Origin of the sequence: Mycolicibacterium wolinskyi (assembly GCF_002101965.1) — a bacterium.
Lineage (GTDB): Bacteria > Actinomycetota > Actinomycetes > Mycobacteriales > Mycobacteriaceae > Mycobacterium > Mycobacterium wolinskyi.
In genome coordinates, this window is the sequence record NZ_LQQA01000006.1 from 187,927 (window position 1) to 207,904 (window position 19,978).

General features: G+C 67.8%; 22 protein-coding genes. 13 read left to right on the forward strand and 9 right to left on the reverse strand.

The annotated features are described in order from the left end of the window. The first annotated feature begins 68 nt into the window (after positions 1-68). The gene (locus AWC31_RS04655; protein WP_085143133.1) at positions 69-1,070 is read left to right on the forward strand and encodes an AraC family transcriptional regulator; all 1,002 of its coding nucleotides are present in this window, start codon (positions 69-71) and stop codon (positions 1,068-1,070) included. Here the strand turns inward: AWC31_RS04655 and lfrA are convergent. Genes lfrA through AWC31_RS04670 form a run of 3 tightly spaced genes read right to left on the reverse strand, consistent with a single transcriptional unit; the run spans position 1,046 to position 4,153 of the window. Then, on the reverse strand, positions 1,046-2,584 hold the full coding sequence (gene lfrA, locus AWC31_RS04660) for an efflux MFS transporter LfrA (protein ID WP_067850135.1): 1,539 nt from the start codon (positions 2,582-2,584) through the stop codon (positions 1,046-1,048). The genes AWC31_RS04655 and lfrA overlap by 25 nt on opposite strands. 53 nt (positions 2,585-2,637) lie before the next feature. Then, the gene (locus tag AWC31_RS04665; RefSeq protein ID WP_067850137.1) at positions 2,638-3,213 is read right to left on the reverse strand and encodes a TetR/AcrR family transcriptional regulator; all 576 of its coding nucleotides are present in this window, start codon (positions 3,211-3,213) and stop codon (positions 2,638-2,640) included. 52 nt (positions 3,214-3,265) lie between these two features. Continuing rightward, positions 3,266-4,153, reverse strand: coding sequence for an RDD family protein (locus AWC31_RS04670; RefSeq protein ID WP_085143134.1), 888 nt, complete (start codon positions 4,151-4,153; stop codon positions 3,266-3,268). A gap of 32 nt (positions 4,154-4,185) precedes the next feature. Here AWC31_RS04670 and AWC31_RS04675 point away from each other — a divergent pair, with 32 nt between their 5' ends. Then, complete coding sequence (locus AWC31_RS04675) at positions 4,186-5,178, forward strand: stage II sporulation protein M (protein WP_067850141.1); 993 nt, start codon at positions 4,186-4,188, stop codon at positions 5,176-5,178. On the opposite strand, the gene AWC31_RS04680 is transcribed toward AWC31_RS04675, so the two are convergent. From AWC31_RS04680 to AWC31_RS04700, 5 genes are read right to left on the reverse strand one after another with little or no spacing between them, the layout of a single operon-like run. Then, the gene (locus tag AWC31_RS04680; RefSeq protein ID WP_085143136.1) at positions 5,175-6,497 is read right to left on the reverse strand and encodes a DUF58 domain-containing protein; all 1,323 of its coding nucleotides are present in this window, start codon (positions 6,495-6,497) and stop codon (positions 5,175-5,177) included. The two genes, AWC31_RS04675 and AWC31_RS04680, sit on opposite strands and share 4 nt — an antisense overlap. Beyond that, complete coding sequence (locus AWC31_RS04685; protein ID WP_085143138.1) at positions 6,497-7,468, reverse strand: AAA family ATPase; 972 nt, start codon at positions 7,466-7,468, stop codon at positions 6,497-6,499. The genes AWC31_RS04680 and AWC31_RS04685 overlap by 1 nt, the downstream gene beginning before the upstream one ends. Then, positions 7,465-8,577, reverse strand: a complete 1,113-nt coding sequence (locus AWC31_RS04690; protein ID WP_085143140.1) for a DUF4350 domain-containing protein — start codon at positions 8,575-8,577, stop codon at positions 7,465-7,467. Before AWC31_RS04690 ends, AWC31_RS04685 begins: the two co-directional genes overlap by 4 nt. Further along, the gene (locus tag AWC31_RS04695) at positions 8,574-9,227 is read right to left on the reverse strand and encodes a DUF4129 domain-containing protein (protein WP_085143142.1); all 654 of its coding nucleotides are present in this window, start codon (positions 9,225-9,227) and stop codon (positions 8,574-8,576) included. Before AWC31_RS04695 ends, AWC31_RS04690 begins: the two co-directional genes overlap by 4 nt. A gap of 12 nt (positions 9,228-9,239) precedes the next feature. After that, entirely contained in the window at positions 9,240-10,397 is a 1,158-nt protein-coding gene (locus tag AWC31_RS04700; protein ID WP_085143426.1) for a DUF7847 domain-containing protein, read from the reverse strand. A gap of 7 nt (positions 10,398-10,404) precedes the next feature. Here AWC31_RS04700 and AWC31_RS04705 point away from each other — a divergent pair, with 7 nt between their 5' ends. From AWC31_RS04705 to AWC31_RS04750, 10 genes are all read left to right on the forward strand, one after another. Further along, positions 10,405-11,157, forward strand: coding sequence for an SIMPL domain-containing protein (locus AWC31_RS04705; RefSeq protein WP_085143144.1), 753 nt, complete (start codon positions 10,405-10,407; stop codon positions 11,155-11,157). A 9-nt stretch (positions 11,158-11,166) separates the two neighbouring features. Continuing rightward, positions 11,167-11,631, forward strand: a complete 465-nt coding sequence (locus tag AWC31_RS04710) for a GatB/YqeY domain-containing protein (protein ID WP_085143146.1) — start codon at positions 11,167-11,169, stop codon at positions 11,629-11,631. Between the two features lie 181 nt (positions 11,632-11,812). Beyond that, a complete protein-coding gene (gene urtA / locus AWC31_RS04715; protein ID WP_085143148.1) occupies positions 11,813-13,066 on the forward strand; it encodes an urea ABC transporter substrate-binding protein in 1,254 nt (417 codons plus the stop codon). A 12-nt stretch (positions 13,067-13,078) separates the two neighbouring features. Beyond that, positions 13,079-13,777 carry an urease subunit beta gene (gene ureB / locus AWC31_RS04720; protein WP_085143150.1) on the forward strand — a complete coding sequence of 233 codons (699 nt, stop codon included), beginning with the start codon at positions 13,079-13,081 and terminating at the stop codon, positions 13,775-13,777. Further along, positions 13,777-15,492 carry an urease subunit alpha gene (gene ureC / locus AWC31_RS04725; protein ID WP_085143152.1) on the forward strand — a complete coding sequence of 572 codons (1,716 nt, stop codon included), beginning with the start codon at positions 13,777-13,779 and terminating at the stop codon, positions 15,490-15,492. Before ureB ends, ureC begins: the two co-directional genes overlap by 1 nt. An 8-nt stretch (positions 15,493-15,500) precedes the next feature. After that, positions 15,501-16,115, forward strand: coding sequence for an urease accessory protein UreG (ureG, locus tag AWC31_RS04730; RefSeq protein ID WP_085143154.1), 615 nt, complete (start codon positions 15,501-15,503; stop codon positions 16,113-16,115). Then, positions 16,112-16,945, forward strand: coding sequence for an urease accessory protein UreD (locus AWC31_RS04735; protein ID WP_085143156.1), 834 nt, complete (start codon positions 16,112-16,114; stop codon positions 16,943-16,945). Before ureG ends, AWC31_RS04735 begins: the two co-directional genes overlap by 4 nt. A gap of 2 nt (positions 16,946-16,947) precedes the next feature. Then, positions 16,948-17,445, forward strand: a complete 498-nt coding sequence (locus AWC31_RS04740) for an urease accessory protein UreE (RefSeq protein ID WP_085143158.1) — start codon at positions 16,948-16,950, stop codon at positions 17,443-17,445. After that, positions 17,438-18,112, forward strand: a complete 675-nt coding sequence (locus tag AWC31_RS04745; RefSeq protein WP_085143160.1) for an urease accessory protein UreF — start codon at positions 17,438-17,440, stop codon at positions 18,110-18,112. Before AWC31_RS04740 ends, AWC31_RS04745 begins: the two co-directional genes overlap by 8 nt. An 89-nt stretch (positions 18,113-18,201) precedes the next feature. Continuing rightward, positions 18,202-19,095, forward strand: coding sequence for a manganese catalase family protein (locus tag AWC31_RS04750; RefSeq protein ID WP_085143162.1), 894 nt, complete (start codon positions 18,202-18,204; stop codon positions 19,093-19,095). A gap of 55 nt (positions 19,096-19,150) precedes the next feature. Here the strand turns inward: AWC31_RS04750 and AWC31_RS04755 are convergent, their stop codons facing one another. Further along, complete coding sequence (locus AWC31_RS04755; RefSeq protein WP_085143164.1) at positions 19,151-19,735, reverse strand: hemerythrin domain-containing protein; 585 nt, start codon at positions 19,733-19,735, stop codon at positions 19,151-19,153. A gap of 88 nt (positions 19,736-19,823) precedes the next feature. On the opposite strand from AWC31_RS04755, the gene AWC31_RS37325 reads away from it, so the two are divergent. Beyond that, positions 19,824-19,976 (forward strand): hypothetical protein, encoded by a 153-nt coding sequence (locus AWC31_RS37325; protein WP_165765913.1) that lies wholly within the window; start codon positions 19,824-19,826, stop codon positions 19,974-19,976. Positions 19,977-19,978 lie beyond the last annotated feature (2 nt).

A 19,978-nucleotide genomic window follows, 5' to 3' on the forward strand; every position in this document is an offset into this window, starting at 1 on the left:
TACAACTCTGCAGGACGCGGCAAACTCTCGTCTTGACACTTGGGGACAGATAATTGACAGTCTGGGACATGGCGGTGATCCGTGGGACTGCACTGACGAATTACCACCAACTCGTTGCCGAACTCGGCGGTGACAGCAAGCGATTGTTGGCCGGCGTTCACATCCCGTTCGGCGATGTCGGCAGGCACGATCGGTTCATCTCACTGGCCAACGGCGCTCGACTGCTCGAGGAGACCGCCGCCGAGCTCGAGACTCCCGACTTCGGCCGTCAGCTCGCGTTGCGCCAGGGCATCGACATCCTCGGTCCGGTGGGGCTCGCGGCGCGCACGGCGGCGAACGTGGCCGAGGCCTTCGCGATCTTCGACACGTTCATGGCCGCCTACAGCCCGGCCATCAGCGTGCGCATCGCCGCGCACCCCGACCCGGCGTTGCGCCGGTTCGAGTTCGAATATCTCCTCGATCCGACCCCGCCGCAGGCGCAGGCCATCGAGCTATCGCTGGGTGTCACCCTGCGCGTCTTACACCACTTCCTCGGTGGCCGGTACCGGCCGGTGGCCGTGCACCTGCCGCACCCGGCGCTCACCGTCACGGCGCAGTACCAGGGCTATTTCGGTTGTGTTCCATGCTTTTCCGAGCCGGTCGCGGGATTCACCCTGCGCGCCGTCGACCTGCAGCGCACACTGCCCACCGACCGCCTGGCCCACCAAACGGCCGTCGACTACCTCGCCAGGACCCGCGCCGGTCGCTCGCATCCAACGACGTATGTGGTGCGCACACTCATCCGTCAGCTGCTGCCGACCGGCGCGACCACGCTGGCCGACATCGCACTCCAGATGGGCCTGCACCCCAAGACCTTGCAGCGGCGGTTGCGTGCCGAGGGTGCGACGTTCCAGCAGATCGCCGATCAGACCCGGCGCGACATCACCGAGAAACTGCTGCTGGACCAGGAGCTGACCCTCGACCACATCTGCCGCCAGCTCGGGTACGCCGAACAGAGCGTGCTGACCCGGTCGTGCCGACGGTGGTTCGGCACGACGCCAAGCGGTTACCGGGCCGACGTCCGTCCCTGACCCCGGAACGTGATCGCGACGACCGCCGCGGCCGTCAGCACGAGCGTCGCGGCGATGATCGCCGTCGGCGCGATACCCGAATCGAACGCCGCACGTGCCGAGTCCATGAGCTGGGCGGCCGTCGCGGCGGGCAGATCCGCGGCGACCGACGTCGCGCCACCGATGCTCTCGGCGGCATCACCGGCCTGCTCGGGCGTGAGCCCGGCCGGAACCTCGACCTTCGCGCGGTAGAACGCGGTGAAGATCGTGCCGAGGGTGGCCGTGCCGACCACGGCGCCGAGCTCGTACGCGGTCTCCGAGACCGCGGACGCCGCACCGGCTTTCGCCGCCGGCACGGACGCCACGATGGTGTCGTTGGACACCGTTTGCGATACGCCGACACCGAGCTCGAGCACCACGAACGACGCGATGATCGCGGCCACCGAGAGGTCGTGGCGGAACAGCAGGATCAAGATGAACCCGGCCGCGACGAACACCAGGCCGAAGATCATCAGTGTCTGCGGCGCAAAGCGTTTGGCGGCCTTCACCACGGCCAGGCCCGCGATCATCGACACCACCGCGCCCGGCAGCGTGACCAGACCCGCGGTCAGCGGAGACAAGCCGAGCACCAGCTGCAGGTGCTGCGAGATGAAGAAGATGAACCCGATAAGGCCGACGATCGACAGGAAGTTCGCGAGGATCGACGAGCTGAACGGCGCATAGGAGAACAGCCCGATGTCGAGCATCGGCGTCGCGCTGCGCTTCTGGCGCCGCACGAACAACGCGCCCGACGCGATGCCCGCGGCGAAGGCGGCCGCGGCGGCGATCGACAGACCGTCGTGTGCCGCGGTCTTGATGGCCCAGACCAACGGCAGCATCGCGGTGAACGACAACATGACGCTGGTCAGGTCCAGCGGGCCCGGATTCGGGTCACGGGATTCCGGGACGAGCTTGGGCCCGAGGACGAGCAACGGCAGCAGGATCGGTACCGCGACGAGAAACACCGAGCCCCAGTGGAAATGCTGCAGCAGAGCACCGCCCACGATGGGACCGAGCGTGGATCCGGCCGTGAAACACGAGGCCCAGATCGCGATCGCGAGCCGCCGCGCGGAGGCTTCGGTGAAGATGTTGCGGATCAGTGACAGCGTCGATGGCATCAACATCGCGCCGAACACACCGAGCAGGGCGCGCGCGGCCACGAGGTACTCGGCGCTGGGCGCGAAGGCCGCCAGCGCCGACACGACGGCGAAACCGGTGGCGCCGATGAGCAGCAGCCTGCGCCTGCCGAACCGGTCGCCGAGGCCGCCCATCGCGACCAGCAGTGCGGCCAGGACCAGTGAGTAGACGTCGACGATCCACAACTGGGTGGATGCCGCAGGGCGGAAGTCCTCGGCGATGGAGGGCAGCGCGAACGCCAGCACGGTGTTGTCGATGGCGATCAGCAGCACTGGCAACGTGAGTACGGCCAGCGCGAGCCACGCCCGTCTGGGCGTTTGGGTCGGAGTCGACGGCGCACCGTCGATACAGGTCGACATGAGAAGGGTCTCCTGGGTTCGGAAAGTTTTGTGGCGCTTGCGAATCAGCGGATTCAGGCGCGCGGCAGGTGGATGGTGCCCGTGGTCAGGCTGGCCATGATGGCGTCGACGATCTGGTGGCGTGGGGTGCCGTCCTGCTTGGCGGCTTCGTAGCCGGCCTGCAGCAGCGCCCAGAACACTCGTCGGGCCCATCCAGGGGGGTATTCGGGCCTTTCGGTCGAAGCCCGGTTGAGCACCTCGACGATCGCCTCGTCCCCGGTGTCCAGGTAGGCCGCCAACTCGGGGTCGGCCAGGATCGTCGGCTCGTTGTAGACGAACAGCACGATGGGCCCGAGGTCGAGTTGGCTCTCCACGACCCGGCGCAGCGCCGCGTCGGCCGGTCCGTGGGTGGGGTCGGCACGCTCGATCTCGGCATTGCTGAGCTCGTGCACGTGGCGGGCCAGCGCGCGCAGCAGATCGGTGCGTTCGGCGAAGTACCGGTGCACGGTACTGCGGCCGACGCCCGCCGCCGCGGCGATATCGCTCAGCGCCGCCGCGGGCTGGTCTGCGAGCACGGTCATCGCGGCATCGAGGATCGCCTTACGGGTGCGTTCGCGCACACCGCTCTCCATCGATACCTGGCTGGTCATGCGTCAAAATATAGCACGAATTGACCAAAATGAGACAGTGGTGTCCCAAATCTCAGCTGGGCGGAGTGAACCCGCTGGTCGGCGGTGCCGGGTGCGGCGGCTGGACCGGTGGTGCGGGCGGCGGCTGGATCGGAGGCTGCGGCACCGGAGCGAACGTGGGCGGCGGGCCGGGATGCGGCGGGGGCCCGGCCGGTGTCAGCCGGGCCAGTTCGCGGCGGTGCCGCTCGGCCAGCACGGCGGCCAGCACGTATTGCGGTGGCGCACCCGGCGGCGGTGGTGGGGAGATCTGGGCGGCGACCTCACCGAGGATTCGATAGGCCATGTCGTCGCGCACACGCGGATCGAGCTGGTTGGCCCGGGACAGGAACTGCCTCGCGAGCTCGGCTTGCTCGGCGCGCAGACCGGACAGCTGCAACGACGAGGCCCACCACGCCAGCGTCGGCGGCATTGCCGGGGGTGGGGTCAACTTCGGGCCGCGCTCGCTGATCACCACGGTGCCCGCGAAGATGTCGCCGATGCGTTTGCCTTTGGGGGACAGCAGGCTGCAGATCACCGCGGGGCCGCCCGTGAACATCCAGATCTCGATGAACCCGGACAGACCCCGAAACAGGGCCTGCCGGAAGCGTTCCGGGCTGCCGTCGTCGGATACCACGCGCAGCCCCAAGGCCATCTTGCCCAGCGAGCGGCCACGCGTCGCGGTCTCCATGATGACCGGATAACCGACGATCGTGAGCACCGTGAAGATGATCAGGATGGCCGCCGAGAGCGCGTCATCGAGTTGACTCAACGTGATCGCCCACAGCATCACCCCGACCAGGTAACCGACGAACACGACCACGATGTCGATGAGTACGGCCAGTGCCCGCACCGGCAGTTGCGCGATCGACACATCGAGGATCACGGCATCCCCGGTCACCACCGGCTCAGGCTGGGAGACCATACCGTCACACGCTACCGACTACGATTTGCCGGGTGGATGTCGATGCGTTCGTTCTGGCCCATCGAGCCACCTGGGATCGGTTGGACCAGCTGGTGAAACGACGGCGCCGGTTGACCGGCGCCGAGGTGGACGAGTTGGTCGACCTCTATCAGCGGGTGTCCACGCATCTTTCGATGGTGCGGTCGGCTTCGGGGGATTCCGTCGTCGTCGGCCGGCTCTCGGGGCTCGTGGCCCGGGCACGCGCCGCGGTGACGGGCGCACACGCGCCGCTCTGGCGTGAGTTCGTCCGCTTCTGGACGGTGTCGTTCCCCGTGGTGGCCTACCAGGCGTGGCGGTGGTGGCTGGGTACCGCCATCGGGTTCTTCATCGTGACCGTCGCGCTGGCGCTGTGGGTGTCGGGCAACCCCGAGGTGCACTCGGCCATCGGAACCCCAAGCGAGATCGAGGAATTGGTCAACCATGACTTCGCCTCGTACTACAGCGAGCACCCGGCCGGATCGTTCGCGCTGCAGGTGTGGGTCAACAACGCCTGGGTCGCCGCCCAGTGCATCGTGTACGCGATCCTGCTCGGCCTGCCGATCCCGTACGTGCTGTACCAGAACGCGGCGAACCTCGGCCTGATCGCGGGCCTGATGTTCCATGCCGGTCAGGGCGATCTGTTCCTCGGTTTGATCACGCCGCACGGGCTGCTGGAGCTGACGGCGGTGTTCCTGGCCGGCGCGGTGGGCATGCGGCTGGGCTGGTCGGTGATCTCACCCGGGGACCGGCCCCGCGGTCAGGTGCTCGCCGAGCGGGGCCGGGCCGTGGTGTCGGTCGCGATCGGCCTGGTGGTCGTGTTGCTGATCTCGGGTCTTGTGGAGGCGTTCGTCACGCCGTCGCCGTTACCGACGTTCGTGCGGATCGCGATCGGCGTCGCCGTCGAGGTCGCGTTCCTGGCCTATGTCATCTACTTCGGCCGCAAGGCGGTTCGGGCCGGCGAGACCGGAGACGTCGAAGACGCGCCGGACGTGGTGCCCACGGGTTAGAGCTTGCCCGCGGCCTTCATGGCCAGATAGTGATCTGCCAGCGCCGGCGCGAGATCCCCCGGAGGAGCGTCGACGACGTCGACCCCGTGGCGGCGCAGCCGCGATGCGATTGCGCGACGATCGTTGCGGGACCGCTCGGCCGCGGCGGCGTCATAGACCTGTGCGGCGTCGGACCGGCCTGCGGCAAGCTGGTCGACGCGCGGATCGGACACCGCCGCGAGCAGCACCTGATGACGCGTGGACAGCTGGGGCAGCACCTTCATGAGGCCCTCGTCGAGGGCTGAGGCGTTGAGATCGGTCAGCAGCACCACGAGCGCGCGGCCCCGCACCCGGCGGGTGACCGCCGAGACCAGAGCTGTCGCATCGGATTCGACCAGTGCCGGTTGCAACGGCGCCATGGCCCCGACCAGTTGCGCGAGCAGCTCGGTGCGCGACGCGTTGAACACCCCGGCGCGGGTCACCCGGTCGATCGCCAGGAAGTCGACGTGATCGCCGGCGCGGGAGGCCAACGCCGCCAACAACAGTGCGGCGTCCATCGACCAGTCGAGCCGGGGCCAGCCACCCGGGTCCCGGGAGGTCGGATCGACCCCGACCCGGCCCGCCGACGTCCGGCTCGTGTCGAGCACGATCACGACGCGACGATCCCGTTCCGGCCGCCAGGTCCGCACGACGACGTCGGCGCGCCGCGCGGTCGCCCGCCAGTCGATCGAGCGCACATCGTCGCCGACGACATACTCACGCAACGAGTCGAATTCGGTGCCCTGACCGCGGATGAGCACCGGAATCGAGCCGTCCAGCTCGCGCAGGCGTGCCAACCGGGACGGCAGATGTTTGCGCGACAGGAACGGCGGGAGGATGCGCACCTCACCGGCGATGCGGTGGACCCGCTGCCGCCCGGCCAGTCCCAGCGGACCGACCGACCGGACGGCGACCACGTCCGAGCGCTGATCGCCCCGGCGTACCGGGCGCAGCCGCGTGACGATCCGAACCTGCTGACCCGCAGCGACATTCACCGGCTGGGTGCGCGGTTCGGCGACGGCGCTGGGCGCCCAGGCGTCCCTGATCCGGCCGCGCACGCGACGGCGACCCGCATTGTGCACGGTGAGCACCGCCTCGACCGTCTGCCCCAGCCGGGCCGCGCGCTCGCCGCTGCGCTCAAGCCGCAGCGCTCCCGGGCTGCCCGCCAGCACGACATCGACCATGACGGCGGCCACCAACAAGCCCAGCAGCACGGTGAAAGCGATTGCCGGCCAAGGCGCCAACGCGATCGGCAGCACGCAGATCAGCGCGACCAGGCCGGCACGGCCGGTGAGAACCATCAGCGCGGTACCGGCACAGCCGCCAGGATGCCGTCGAGCACACCGTCGGGCGTGGCGCCTTCGAGCTCAGCCTCCGGCCGCAGCGCCACCCGGTGCCGCAGCGTGGACCGGGCCATGGCCTTGACGTCGTCGGGGGTCACGTAGTTGCGGCCGGACAACCAGGCCCACGACCGGGCGGTGGCCAGCAGCGCGGTCGCGCCGCGCGGGGACACCCCGAGCTGCAGCGACGGGGAATACCGTGTGGCACCCACGATGTCGACGATGTAGCCGAGCACCTCGTCGGCGACCAGCACCTGACGGACGGCTTCGCGGCCCGCGGCCAGCTCGGCCGCGCCCGCCACCGGTTGCACGGCGGACAGGTCGCGCGGATCGAAGCCGTGCGCGTGGCGGCCGAGAATCGCGATCTCCTGATCCCGCGGCGGCAGCGGGACGTTGAGCTTGAGCAGGAAGCGGTCGAGCTGGGCTTCGGGCAGCTGATAGGTGCCTTCATACTCGATCGGGTTCTGGGTGGCCGCGACGATGAACGGGTCGGGCAGCGGGCGCGGCTCACCGTCCACGCTGACCTGACGCTCTTCCATCGCCTCCAGAAGCGCGGTTTGGGTTTTCGGGGGCGTGCGGTTGATCTCGTCGGCGAGCATTAGGTTGGTGAACACGGGGCCGGCGCGGAACTCGAACTCGGCGGTGCGCGCGTCGTAGACGAGCGAGCCGGTGACATCGCCTGGCATGAGATCGGGCGTGAACTGCACGCGTTTGAACTCCAGCTGCAGCGCCGCGGAAAGGGTGCGCACCAGCAGTGTTTTCGCGACGCCCGGCACGCCTTCCAGCAATACGTGCCCGCGGCACAACAGGGCGATCACCAGGCCGCTGACCACCGCGTCCTGGCCGACCACGGCCTTCGCGATTTCATTGCGCAAGGCCAACAACGCGTTTCGTGCGGTATCGGGATCGATGGTGGACGCTGGCTGAGTCACGACTGGGCGACCTGCCTTTCGATGTCGTCGAGTTGATGGGCGAGATGGACGAGTTCGGAGTCTGTGGTGGGGGGCGGGCCGAACAACAGATGACCCAACGAACCGTTGTCCCCGCCGCAGCGGGCGGCGACCGCGGCCACGACCGCGGGCGGCTCGGCGGCCGCGGTCAGGCCCAGGCGCGGGAGCAGGCGTTGCAGCGTCGCGGTGCGCAAGGCGTCGGCCGCGCGGTCGCGGGCCCGGTGCGACCGGTACAGCCTGCCGCGCCCCTCCACGGTCTCGGAGGCGCGCACCACCACCGGAAGCGATTCGGCGACCAGCGGCCCGATACGCCGCACCTGCCACACCGCCAGCAGGGCGACCACGAGCACCAGCTGGTAGACGATCCACCTGACCTGGTCGGGCATGAGATCGGACAGTGTTGCGCTAGCGGATGTCTCGCCTTCGAACCGTTGCGGCGCGTACCAGATCACCCGGGGCGCAGTGCCCGCCAGGTTCATCGCGAGTGCGGCGTTGCCCTGCTTGAGCAGGCCGGAGTTGGACATGAAGTCGGCGGTCCCGACGACCGTGACCGTGCGGCCCTCATCGTGATAGCGGGCCACCGCTCCGCCGTAGCAGCGCGTCACCGGTACGTCACCGGCCGCCTCGAAGGTGTCGGTGAGGCCGAACTGGGCCTCACCCGCCCGGTTGGCCTCGGCCAGTTCGCAATCCGGTTCACCGCCACCGAACGCGCTCGCCTCCCCGGCCTTCAGGTGCGGGGCAAGTGCCTCCCTGGTCTTGGTCACGGGTTCGATCAGCAGCAGGTCGCCGGGAGCGTCGGCGAGCTGAGCCAGTTGCTCGTCGCTGGACAAAAACAGCGTCTGCGCGGCGACCACGAGGCTTCCTGGTTGCGCGGCGCGGTGGGCGTCCTCGGCCGTCGCCGCGGTGATCACCTCGACATCGTGATCGCGGAGCAGGGTGACCAGCGCGCGGGCGCCGTCGGGCGACGTCGACTCGGCGTCCATCCGTCCGCCCGGTCTCGGCGCGGTCAGATAGGTGCCCACCCCGGCGACCACGACGATCGCGACGAGGCCGAGTATGACCCAGCGCGCCGTGCGCATGCGTTGTCTCATCGGATCTGCGCCCAGCCGTCGGTGGTGGCCGGCGTTGCCGACGCACCGACCGGTCCCGGCGCGCGCTCGCGCAGCCTGCCGTCGAGTTCGGCGATCATCCGGTACGCGGATTCGGTGCCGGGCTGTTCACCGTATGTGACGTCGTTGAATGTGGTTGCCGCGCTCGACAGTTGGTCGGTGAGGGCCGGGAGCGCGGCGGCCGCGTCGCTCGCGAGTTCGGTTGCCGTGCGGCCCGGCACCGGGTTGAGCACCCCGGTTTCCTCAAGATGGCGCGCCACGGCCCGCAGCCGGTGCCGGATGGCGGCAGCCCAATTCCCTTGTGCTGCGTACTGTTCGGCGGTGGCACGGTGCTCGGCAGCACTCAGCTCGCGGTTGCCGAACAAGGAATATTGATCGCTTCGATTGGTGCGCATGGTGCGTCGGGCGATCCGCACGGCGACCCAGATGGCCACGATCACCAGGATCGCGAGTACCGAGATCGTGAACCAGCCACCCGGCACCGACGAGCCCTCGAAGGCCAGCCGATACAGCAGTTCGTTGATCCAGTCCATGAACTGCTCGGTCGGCGACGCGCGCGGATAGATCGGCTTGTTCAGTTCGTTCTGCGCAGCGTCGTGCGCAGCATCCCGGTCGATGTCCAGACCCGTCACTCAGAGATCACCTCAGAACCGCCGGGTCAGCCACAGCTGATCGGTGGATTCGGCAGGCCCCGCGGCGCCGGTCTGCAGCACCAGATCGAAGGCCTCGGCGCGGATGCGCCGATCGGTGTAGAGCAGCACGTCCACGCCGGCGCCGAACGGCGCGGTGATGATCTGTCCGATCATGCCGCCGATCGCGACCAGGATGAGCCCGCCCACGAACATGCTGACACGTTCAGGCTCCAATGACAGCAGCTGTCCGACGAGGCTGAACGGGACGCCGACGGCCGTTGCGACCACGCTGGCGACGATCGCGGCCAGCAGCCAGATGCCAAGCACGCGCCAGAAGTCCTTTTTCACCAACGTGAAAGACCGCGCGATCGCGGCGAAAACGCCCAACCGCTCCAGCACGATCAATGCGGGTGCGAACAACAGCACCGTCACTGCGTACAGGAATCCGAGCAACGCCGCCACCATGAGCGGAGCTCCGACGACGAACGCCGCGAGCCCACCGCCCACCGCGTCGGCCGCGACCACCGCCACCACGATGAGAACCGCGACCATGACAACCACGAACCCCTGCAGGGCGGTGAGACCGAGCAACGCCAGGAACCGGCCCCGTAACCGTTGCCAGGCTTCGCCGATGGTGATGGACCCGCCGAACACCGATCGGCCGATGACGACGGTGAGCATGCCGGTCAGCAGGACCGAGGCGAGCTGAGTGACGAGAAAGCCCACGATCGTCGCCCCCGAGAACAACGCGATCGCGCCCGTCGACGGCACTTCGCCCGGCGCATCCGATTCGAACCCGCCCATCGCGGTCAACGGCCCGATCTGCAGCAGAAGGGCGATCAGTTGCGCGACCACCACGACGATGGTGGTGAGCCCGAGTGTCGCCTTCGGGTTCGTGCGGATGTAGGCGACCGCGCCGTTGTAGATGTCGGACAGGCTCAGCGGCCGCAGTGGGATGACACCGGGTTTGAGCGCGGCCGGGTGCGCCCGATATCCCGGCGGCGGGTAATAGCCGGGCGGCGGGTAGTAGCCGGGCGGCGGCGCGCCATACGCCTGCGGCGGCGGATATCCCGCTGGGGCATACCCCGGATAACTGGGGCTCGGTGGCGGCGGGGGATAGGGCAGGGGACCGCCGGCAGCCCATGGGGAGGGGTTGCTCATGCCCACCATCCTGTCCATGACCGAGCAAATTGACAACGTGCCCGGGTTTGTCCCGACCGCCGTGGAATCCACTTTGGATACCGTGATATGTATGCCGACCGAGATCATCGTGCGCGGGTCATTCTCCGCATTCGAACCGCCCGAACGCGGGACCGTGCACGCGAGCGTCGCCTACGAGGGCCCGGCCATCGAATCGGTCTACGAGCGCGTGGTGCGCGACCTGGATGTCGTGAAGTCTTCGATCGAGCCGCTGCACGACCCCGACGGCGGCCCGGTCACGTGGTGGTCCACGCAGCAGCTGCGGACGTGGGCGCACCGGCCGTGGAACAACGAGGGCAAACAACTGCCGCTGGTGCACCACGCGAGCGTCGGAGTCGAGGTGAAGTTCAGCGATTTCACCGAATTGTCGCGCTGGCTGGGCGGGCACATCACCAACACCGGCGGGTTCCAGCTGTCGCACATCGAGTGGGCGTTGACCACCCGGCACCGCGACGAGCTCGTGAGTCAGGTGCACACGCGAGCGGTACAGGACGCGGTCGTGCGGGCCCAGCGCTACGCCGATGCCCTTGGGCTCGGGCCGGTGCGACCCGTCGCGATCGCCGACGCCGGGATGCTGGGCAGCGCGCCGGTCAATGGGTCCGCCCCCGTCGCGATGCGAGCCATGGCCGCCAAGGCGGCCCCGGAAGTGGAACTGGCGCCCGCCGACATCGAGGTCTCGGTGTCGGTGGATGCGCGATTTCACGCCGGCGCGGAGGCCGCGTCGGCGTAGGTTGGCCGTATGGCCGAACTCAAGGACAGGCTGCGCGCGGATCTGACCAGTGCGATGAAATCGCAGGACAAGCTGCGCACCGCCACGTTACGGATGCTGCTTGCCGCGATCCAGACCGAAGAGGTGTCCGGCAAACAGGCCCGTGAACTGTCCGATCCCGAGGTGATCGCGGTGCTGGCCCGGGAATCCAAGAAGCGCGGAGAGTCGGCCGAGATCTACACGCAGAACGGCCGCGGCGAGTTGGCCGCCAACGAGCACGCCGAGGCGCGCGTCATCGACGAGTACCTGCCCACTCCACTGACCGAGGCCGAGTTGGCCGATGTCGCCGACACCGCGATCGCTCAGGTTGCCGAACAGCTCGGGGAACGCCCGAGCATGCGTCAGATGGGCCAGGTGATGAAGGCCGCGACGACGATCGCCGCGGGCAAGGCCGACGGTGCGAGGTTGTCGGCGGCGGTCAAGGCGCGGCTCTGACCGTCCCGCACCTTCCGTGTGTCATCGGCGTTACGGCGACGTGACATCCCAATCACAGTAGACCGCAACATTTTTCGCCCACCTGGGCGTATCTGCTTCGATTTGACAACACAGCGGCACTAACTACATTTGGCCTACCGATGTCTACTGTCAATACACTTTGATTCACGAGAGGCAACCGATGAGTCGCCGCATACCTGTCCTGCCCGCCTGCGTTCTCGCGCTGACCACCGCGCTCGCGCTGACGAGCTGCGGATCGCGCGTCGGCGACGAAACCGCCACGCCCGCAGCGAGTTCGTGCGTCGACACCTCGGGTGACACCGTGAAGATCGGGGCGATCAACTCGCTGTCGGGGCCGACCGCGATCAACGAAACCGTCATCCGCGACGCGATCAAGCTGGCGGTCGACGAGATCAACGCCTCGGGCGGGGTCTCGGGCAAGCAGCTTCAACTCGTCGCTGAGGACGGCGCATCGGAGCCGACGGTGTTCGCGGAGAAGGCGACCAAACTCATCAACAGCGACTGCGTCGCAGCGGTGTTCGGCGGCTACACCTCGGCAAGCCGTAAGGCGATGCTGCCCGTGTTCGAGGACAACAACGCGTTGCTGTTCTACGGTCAGCAGTACGAGGGGCTCGAGGATTCCCGCAACATCTTCTACTCGGGCGCCACCACCAACCAGCAGATCATCCCGTCGCTGGACTATCTCAAAGAGCAGGGCGTCAAGTCCCTCTACCTGGTCGGCAGCGACTATGTGTTCCCAAGGACCTCCAATGCGATCGTGCGAAAATACGCCGAGGCCAATGGTATTGAGATCAAGGGCGAAGACTACACCCCGCTCGGGTCGACGGACTTCTCCACGATCGTCAACAAGATCCGCACCGCCGATGCGGACGCGGTGTTCAACGTCGTCGTCGGCGATTCCCTGGTGGCGTTCTTCCGGGAGTTCACGAACGCCGGCCTGACCGCCAAGGACATGCCGGTGATGTCGATGTGTGTTGGCGAGGAGGAGGTCAAGGCCATCGGTGTGCAGAACGTCGCGGGCCACCTCGCGGCCTGGAACTACTACCAGACCCTTGACACGCCCGCCAACCAGAAATTCGTATCGGCGTTCAAGACGGCTTACGGCGCAGACCGGGTGACCTCGGACCCGATGGAATCGGCCTACACCGGCGTGTACCTGTGGAAGGCCATGGTGGAGAAGGCCGGCGCATTCGACGTGCCCGCCGTCCAAAGTGCGGCGGACGGCACGACTTTCGACGGCCCGGAGGGCGCCGTGACCGTCGACGGCGATACGCACCACATCACCAAGACGGCCCGGATCGGCGAGATCCGGCCCGACGGCCTCATCTATCAGGTGTGGGATTCCGAGACGCCGATCGATCCCGACCCCTACCTCAAGACCTACCCGTGGGCCACTGACATCGCGCCCAAGTAGGAAGGGCGGGCCATGCATCTGACACCCAAGGAAGAGGACCGGCTCCTGCTGTTCCTGGCGGCCGAACTGGCGCGCAAGCGCCGCGCGAAAGGCTTGCGGCTCACCTACGCCGAGGCGCGCGCGGTGATCGCCGACGAGGTCATGGAAGCCGCCAGGGCCGGGGCGAGCGTGTCCGAGGCCGCCGCGATCGGGGCAGCCGTCCTGACCGACGACGACATCCTGCCCGGGGTCGCCGCGCTCGTCGGCACCGTGCAGGTCGAGGGATTCTTCGAGGACGGGCAGAAGCTCGTCACCATCCACGACCCGATCCGCCCAGGGACACAAGCCCTTCCGGCAGAACCGGAACCCGGCGAGGTGATCGTCGCCCACGGGGACATCGAACTCAACACCGGTCGCGACGTGACCGAGGTGTCGGTGGTCAACATCGGAGACCGGCCGGTACAGGTGGGATCGCACTTCCATTTCTTCGAGGTGAACCGCGCGCTGCGGTTCGACCGAGCCCGTGCGTTCGGTATGCACCTCGACATCGCGTCGGGCACCGCGGTGCGGTTCGAGCCGGGCGAGGAACGCGTGGTGACATTGACGCAGTTCGGCGGAGCCCGCGAGCTCTCGGGCCTCAACGACATGGCGACCGGGCTGATGCGCCGTCCCGACGAAGCGCTGACCAGGTTGCGCGCCAACGGGTTCGCCGACAGTGGAGAGGACGCGTAATGGCGATCCGGATATCGCGCAAGCACTACGCCGAGCTGTTCGGACCGACCGTCGGTGACCGGGTGCGGCTGGCCGACACCGAGCTGCTGGCCATGGTCGAACACGATCACACCGTGTACGGCGACGAGGCCGTGTTCGGCGGCGGCAAGACCATGCGCGAGGGCATGGCAGTGCACAACGCGATCACCAATGCCGACGGCGCACTGGATTTCGTCATCACCAACGCGCTCGTGATCGACCCGGTGTTGGGAATCCGCAAGGCCGACATCGGAATCAAGGACGGCGTCATCGCGGGGGTCGGCAAGGCGGGCAACCCGCTGACCATGGACGGTGTCGACCCTGGAATGGTGATCGGCGCGGGCACAGACGTGCGCTCCGGGGAAGGCATGATCGCCACCCCGGGCGCCATCGACGTGCACGTCCACTTCGACAGTGCCGGTCTGGTGGAAGAAGCGATCTCGGCAGGCATCACCACGATGATCGGCGGTGGCCTCGGTCCGGTCACGGTCGGCATCACGTCGTCCGGGCCGACGAACCTGGCCCGCATGCTGCGGTCGGCCGACGGCTTCCCGATGAACTTCGGGTTTCTCGGCAACGGCAGCGCGGCCGACCCGGCCCCGATCGTGGAACAAGGGCTGGCGGGCGCCATCGGGTACAAGATCCACGAGGACTGGGGCGCCACCCCGGCCGCCATCCGGGCGTCGCTGGACGCCGGTGACGAGCTGGACCTGCAGGTCCAGATCCACACCGACACACTGAACGAGGCCGGGTTCTACGAGGACACCATGCGGGCGATCGCGGGCCGCGCGATCCACACCTATCACGCCGAAGGCGCGGGTGGCGGCCATGCGCCGGACGTCATGCGGGTGGTGGGTGAGCCACATTGTCTGCCCTCGTCGACCAACCCGACGAATCCCTACACCCTCAACACCTTCGACGAACATCTCGACATGGTGATGGTGTGCCATCACCTCAATCCGCGGATACCCGAGGATGTCGCGTTCGCGGAATCCCGCATCCGGCGCGAGACCATCGCCGCCGAGGACGTCCTGCACGATCTCGGCGCGATCTCGGCCATGGGTTCGGATTCACAGGGCATGGGCCGCATCGGCGAGACCGTCGCGCGCACATGGCAACTCGCGTCGCACATGCGCGCCACCAGGGGTGCGCTGCCTGCCGACGAAGGCACCGGGGCCGACAACGCGCGGATCCTGCGCTACGTCGCGAAACTGACGATCAACCCCGCACGGCTGTTCGGCATCGACCACGTGGTGGGTTCCCTGGAGCCGGGCAAGCTGGCCGACATCGTGCTGTGGGAACCCAAGTTCTTCGGCATCCATCCCGAGGTGGTGTTCAAGGGCGGCTTCCCGGCGTGGTCGGTGATGGGGGAAGCCAATGCGTCGCTCATGACCTGCGAACCGCTGCGGTACCGGCCCCAGTGGACGGCCTTCGGACGAGCGCCCGCCGACGTGTCGGTGAACTTCGTGGCGCAGGCCGCGATCGATGCCGACCTCGGTGGCCGGCTCGGCCTCGCGACACCACTACGGGCCTGCCGCGGCGCGCGGGCGCTCACGAAAGCCGATCTGCTGCACAACGATTACCTGCCGCACATCACGATCGACCCCGACACCTACCGCGTCGAGGTCGACGGCGAACTGTGCACGTCCACGCCGATGGCGCGAGTGCCGCTCGGCCGTCGGTACACGATCAAGTAGGAGGCCCCATGAGCGTGCGGATCGGTATCGGCGGACCCGTCGGATCCGGTAAGACCCGGCTGGTCGAGCGACTCGTTCCGATCTTGTCCGGCAACGGGATCGACGTCGCCGTCATCACCAACGACCTCGTGACCGATGAGGACGCCCAGCGGGTGCGGCGCAGCGGCGTGATCGATCCGGCCCGCGTGCTGGCGGTCGAGACCGGCGCGTGCCCGCACACCGCCATCCGGGAGGACCCGTCGGCGAACCTCGCCGCGGTGTTCGAGCTCGAACGCGAATATCCCGGGTTGGACGTCGTGCTCATCGAATCCGGCGGCGACAACCTCGCCGCGACCTTCACGTCGGACCTGGTGGACTACTGGATCTTCGTCATCGACACCGCCGCCGGCGACGACATCCCGCGCAAGAAAGGCATCGGGCTGTTGCAGGCAGATCTGTTGGTGGTCAACAAGATTGATCTGGCGCCCATGGTGGGTGCGGATCTGGACCGGATGCGGGCCGACTGCGCGGTTGCGCGGCCGACCAAGCCCACGGTGTTCACCGACCTGCGCAGCGGGACCGGGCTGGACGACGTGTTCACCACGGTCTGCCGGGGAGCGATGCTGGAACCGCAGCGGGTATGACGGCCGGGGCGCTGCACGTCGATCTGATCGGCGACCCGGCGGGGCGCACCCGGGTGGCGCGGCTCGTGCAGCAGTTTCCGCAGCGCGTCACCGCCCCCATGTACCTCGATCCTGACGATCCGGGCCGCGCCTACCTGTGTGTGCAGAACCCCAGCGCGGGTGTGTTCCCGGGAGATCGGCTCAGCACGCGGGTGAGCGCCGGCCCGGGCACGCGGCTGTATCTGACCTCGCAGTCGGCGACGCAGGTCTTCGCACCGCACGCCGGCAGCGCCGACGACGTGGCTCGCGCCGATTTCGACTTCCATGTCGGCGACGGAGCGGTCGTCGAGTATGTCCCGAAAACCGTCATCCCGCAGGCATCGTCGCGGTATCGGCAGCAGACCGCGGTGTCGGTCGAGACCGGCGGGGTGTTCATCGGCTGGGAGTCGGTGGCCGCGGGCCGGATCGGCCACGGTGAGCGGTTCCGCTACCACCGCTACGATCTGCGCACGACGGTCCGCTGCGACGATGCCGTGGTGGCGCGCGAGCGGACGTTGCTGTGCCCGACCACAACGGACGTCACCGGTGCCGGAATGCTCGGCGGATACGACTATTTCGCGGTCATGACCGTCGTCGCGCCGGGTGGCGAGGTGGCCGGGCTGATCCGGACACTGCGCACGGCCGTCACAGTCGACGTGCTGTGTGGGGTCAGCGCATTGCCGGGTGATGCGGGAGCCACGGTGCGGGTGCTGGCGCACCGTGCGCCCGTGCTCGCCGCGGCCGAACAGGCGCTGCGCACCGCCGCGAAGTGCGCGCTGGCGCGGATCAGTGAACCGATGGTGAGGATGTGACGATGACAACGGTGGAGACGATCCTGGGCGACGTGACCGATCCGGCCCTGGCCGGGCGGCGGATCTGCCCGGTGGACATCGGTTGGGGCGATGCCCGCAAGCACCGCCAGATGGTCACCGCCGCTGACGGCCGGGACGTCGAAATCCGTTTGGCGCGACGAAGTTTCCTGTACGACGGCGCGGTGTTGTGGGATGACGGCGAGGAGATCGGTGTGGTGCGGCGCCCGGCGGAGGACGCGATCGTGCTGGACTTCGCCGACAACGCCGGAGTCGACGGTGTGCGAGGCGCACTGCTGCTGGGTTACTGGTTGGGCAATCAGCACGCACCGCTGGAGGTTTCGGACAAACAGCTACGGACACCGCTGTTCACCGGTGCCCAAACCGCCTTGCAGACACTGCAGCGGCTGCGGCTGGTAGGCGAGGTGAGAGCGGTCGAACTGGCCGCGGGCGGCTGGACCACCACCTCGGCCGATCACCATCACCATCATCACCATGAGTGATCCGGCCGCCGCGCTGGCCTGGCTGCAACTGCACGACAACGCGTTTCCCGCCGGGCGCTTCGTGCACAGCTACGGAGTCGAATCGTGGCTGCAGGCGCATCCCGCGGCGAGCGACGGCGAGATCTGCCGGCTGGCGGAGTCTTTCGTGCGACACAGCGTGGCGACACTCGACGCCGTCGTGGTCGCACATGCCTGGGGGGTCGAGGAGCTGTCCGCGCTGACGGCGCTGGATGCGTTGACCACGTCCTACAAACTCACCGCCAACGCCCGCGCGGCGTCACACGGCTGCGGCAGGCAGCTGGCGTTGGTCGCACAGCAGGTCGGCGTGCGCGCGCCGTTCCTGGGAGCGGTGACGGGCGGTCGCACCGACGGCAACCTGGCCGTGGTGGAGGCCGTGGTGCAGCGCGAGCTCGGCATCGGTCGACTCGACGCGGCGCTGGGCTCGATCAGGTCCGGCTATGCCGGGGTGCTGAGTGCCGCGGTTCGGTTGGGCCGGCTCGGGCCGATCCGGGCGCAGCGTGCATTGCTCGACGCCCGCCGGCAAATGGTGGAGATGGCCAGGTTGGCATTGGCCACGCCGCTGGACGACATGCACTCGACCACCCCGGAGCTCGAGATCTGGGCGATGCGTCACGAGACCGCGTCGGGCCGCATGTTCACGACCTGAAAATCGCCTTCTCCCAGCTGTTTGAGACCGGTGGCGCCGGGTACCCGCCCCCGATCTGCAGTCCCAAGACAGCCCTGGAGGTACCCCGGATGTTCATCCACAACAAAGACTTGCAATTCGAGGTCCGCGTGACCGAGCCCGACCCGCGATTCGCGACGTTGCTGCAGGAGCAGTTCGGCGGTGCGAACGGGGAGTTGAAGGCCGCCATGCAGTACTTCACGCAGGCATTCGTGCTTCGGGAGAAGAACCCGAAGATGTATGACCTGTTCATGGATATCGCGACCGAGGAGCTGTCGCACCTGGAGATGGTCGGCTCGATGATCACGATGCTGCTCGATGGGCTCAACGACGATCTGAAGATGGCCAACGAACGATGTGATTGGATGCCCGCGGTCGGCAGCGCCGACGGTCGCGACCAGATCATGCACAGCGTCGCGGTCAATCCGCTGTACTTCGTCCTGACCGGCGGGGGCCCGGACGTGAGCAACTCCCAGGGCGTGCCATGGCAGGGCTCGTACGTCAACGCCAACGGCGACCCGTCGGTCGATCTGCGCAGCAACCTCGCCGCGGAGTCGCGCGCCAAGGTGGTCTACGAATACCTCAAGCAGTTCACCGACGATCCGGGTGTGCAGGACACGCTCACGTTCCTGATGACCCGCGAGGTCGCGCACTACCAGCAGTTCACCGCGGCCCTCAACGAGCTGCCGGTCAACTTCCCGCCCGGGCAGCTGCCGGGCGATGACCGGTTCCAGAACGTGGCGTTCAACATGTCCAACGGCGCCGGTGACGCGCGCGGGCCGTGGAATCAGGGGCAGGGCCCGTGGCCCGAGGGCATGAAGTGGAAGTACGTCAACAAGCCGGAGGAAGAATGGCTCGGTGGCCGGCTGCGCCAGAATCAGGGTGCGAAGAAGAACCCCGAGGGCGGCCCGGCGGTGGACAGCGAGAAGCCGTTCACCCATGAACAGCACACCGCCACTTCCTGATTGAACGCCAGCGGCCGACGCCGGGGAGGGCGTCGGCCGCTGGTCTGTCCGTCGGTCAGTGGATCTGCGGATCGGGCGGATTGTCCTTCTCCCGGCCGGTTGCCGCGTCACGGACATGGTCGACGATCGCGGCCGCGGCACCCATCGTCTTCTGGACAGCCGGGTTCGCCGGGGTGTCGGGGTGTGGGCGGGTCGGGGCGATCTTCTTGGCCTGCTCGAGCTTGGTGCCGAGTTTCTCGAGCTCCTCGCGGCTGACGACCGCCTCGAACTTGGGCCACACGACATCCTCCTCGTAGGCGATGTGTTCGCGGCCCACCTTCACGAATTCTCTTAGTGCGTCGTGGTACTCGGTCTCACCCGGCCGGCCGTCCTCCAGCTTCTGAAGCAGTTCCTTGCCGACCTGCTCCTGTTCGATCGCCTCGTCGGCGAGTTCGTCGCCGTCGTCGAGCGCGTCACGGACCGCCGGCCAGAAGATCTGCTGTTCGATTGCCTCATGCTGTGATTCGGCGATGACGAGGTTGGTCACCATCGTGGCCAAGCCGCTCTGTTCGGCGCCCGATCCGGTCGGTGCGCCGTCGAGTACCTCCAACATGCCGAGCACGCTTTTGTGGTCCTGACGGAGAAACGTCAATGCATCCATGTCCAAAGCCCTTCTGCGGAAAACAGTTGGGTGCGCATACCCCCGGCCGTTGGGTTGAAACCGCTCGGTGCCGGGTACTTCGAGTGCCATGCCACGTGGTGACGGGATCTACGACGAGGAACATGCCGACAAGCCCGAGAAGGCCGATAAGGCCGGCCAACATCCGGCGGGAAAAGAGGTGCCGGAGGACACCCCCGACGTGGATACCGGCGAGGGCACCGCGCAGGAGCCGCCGGACTGAGG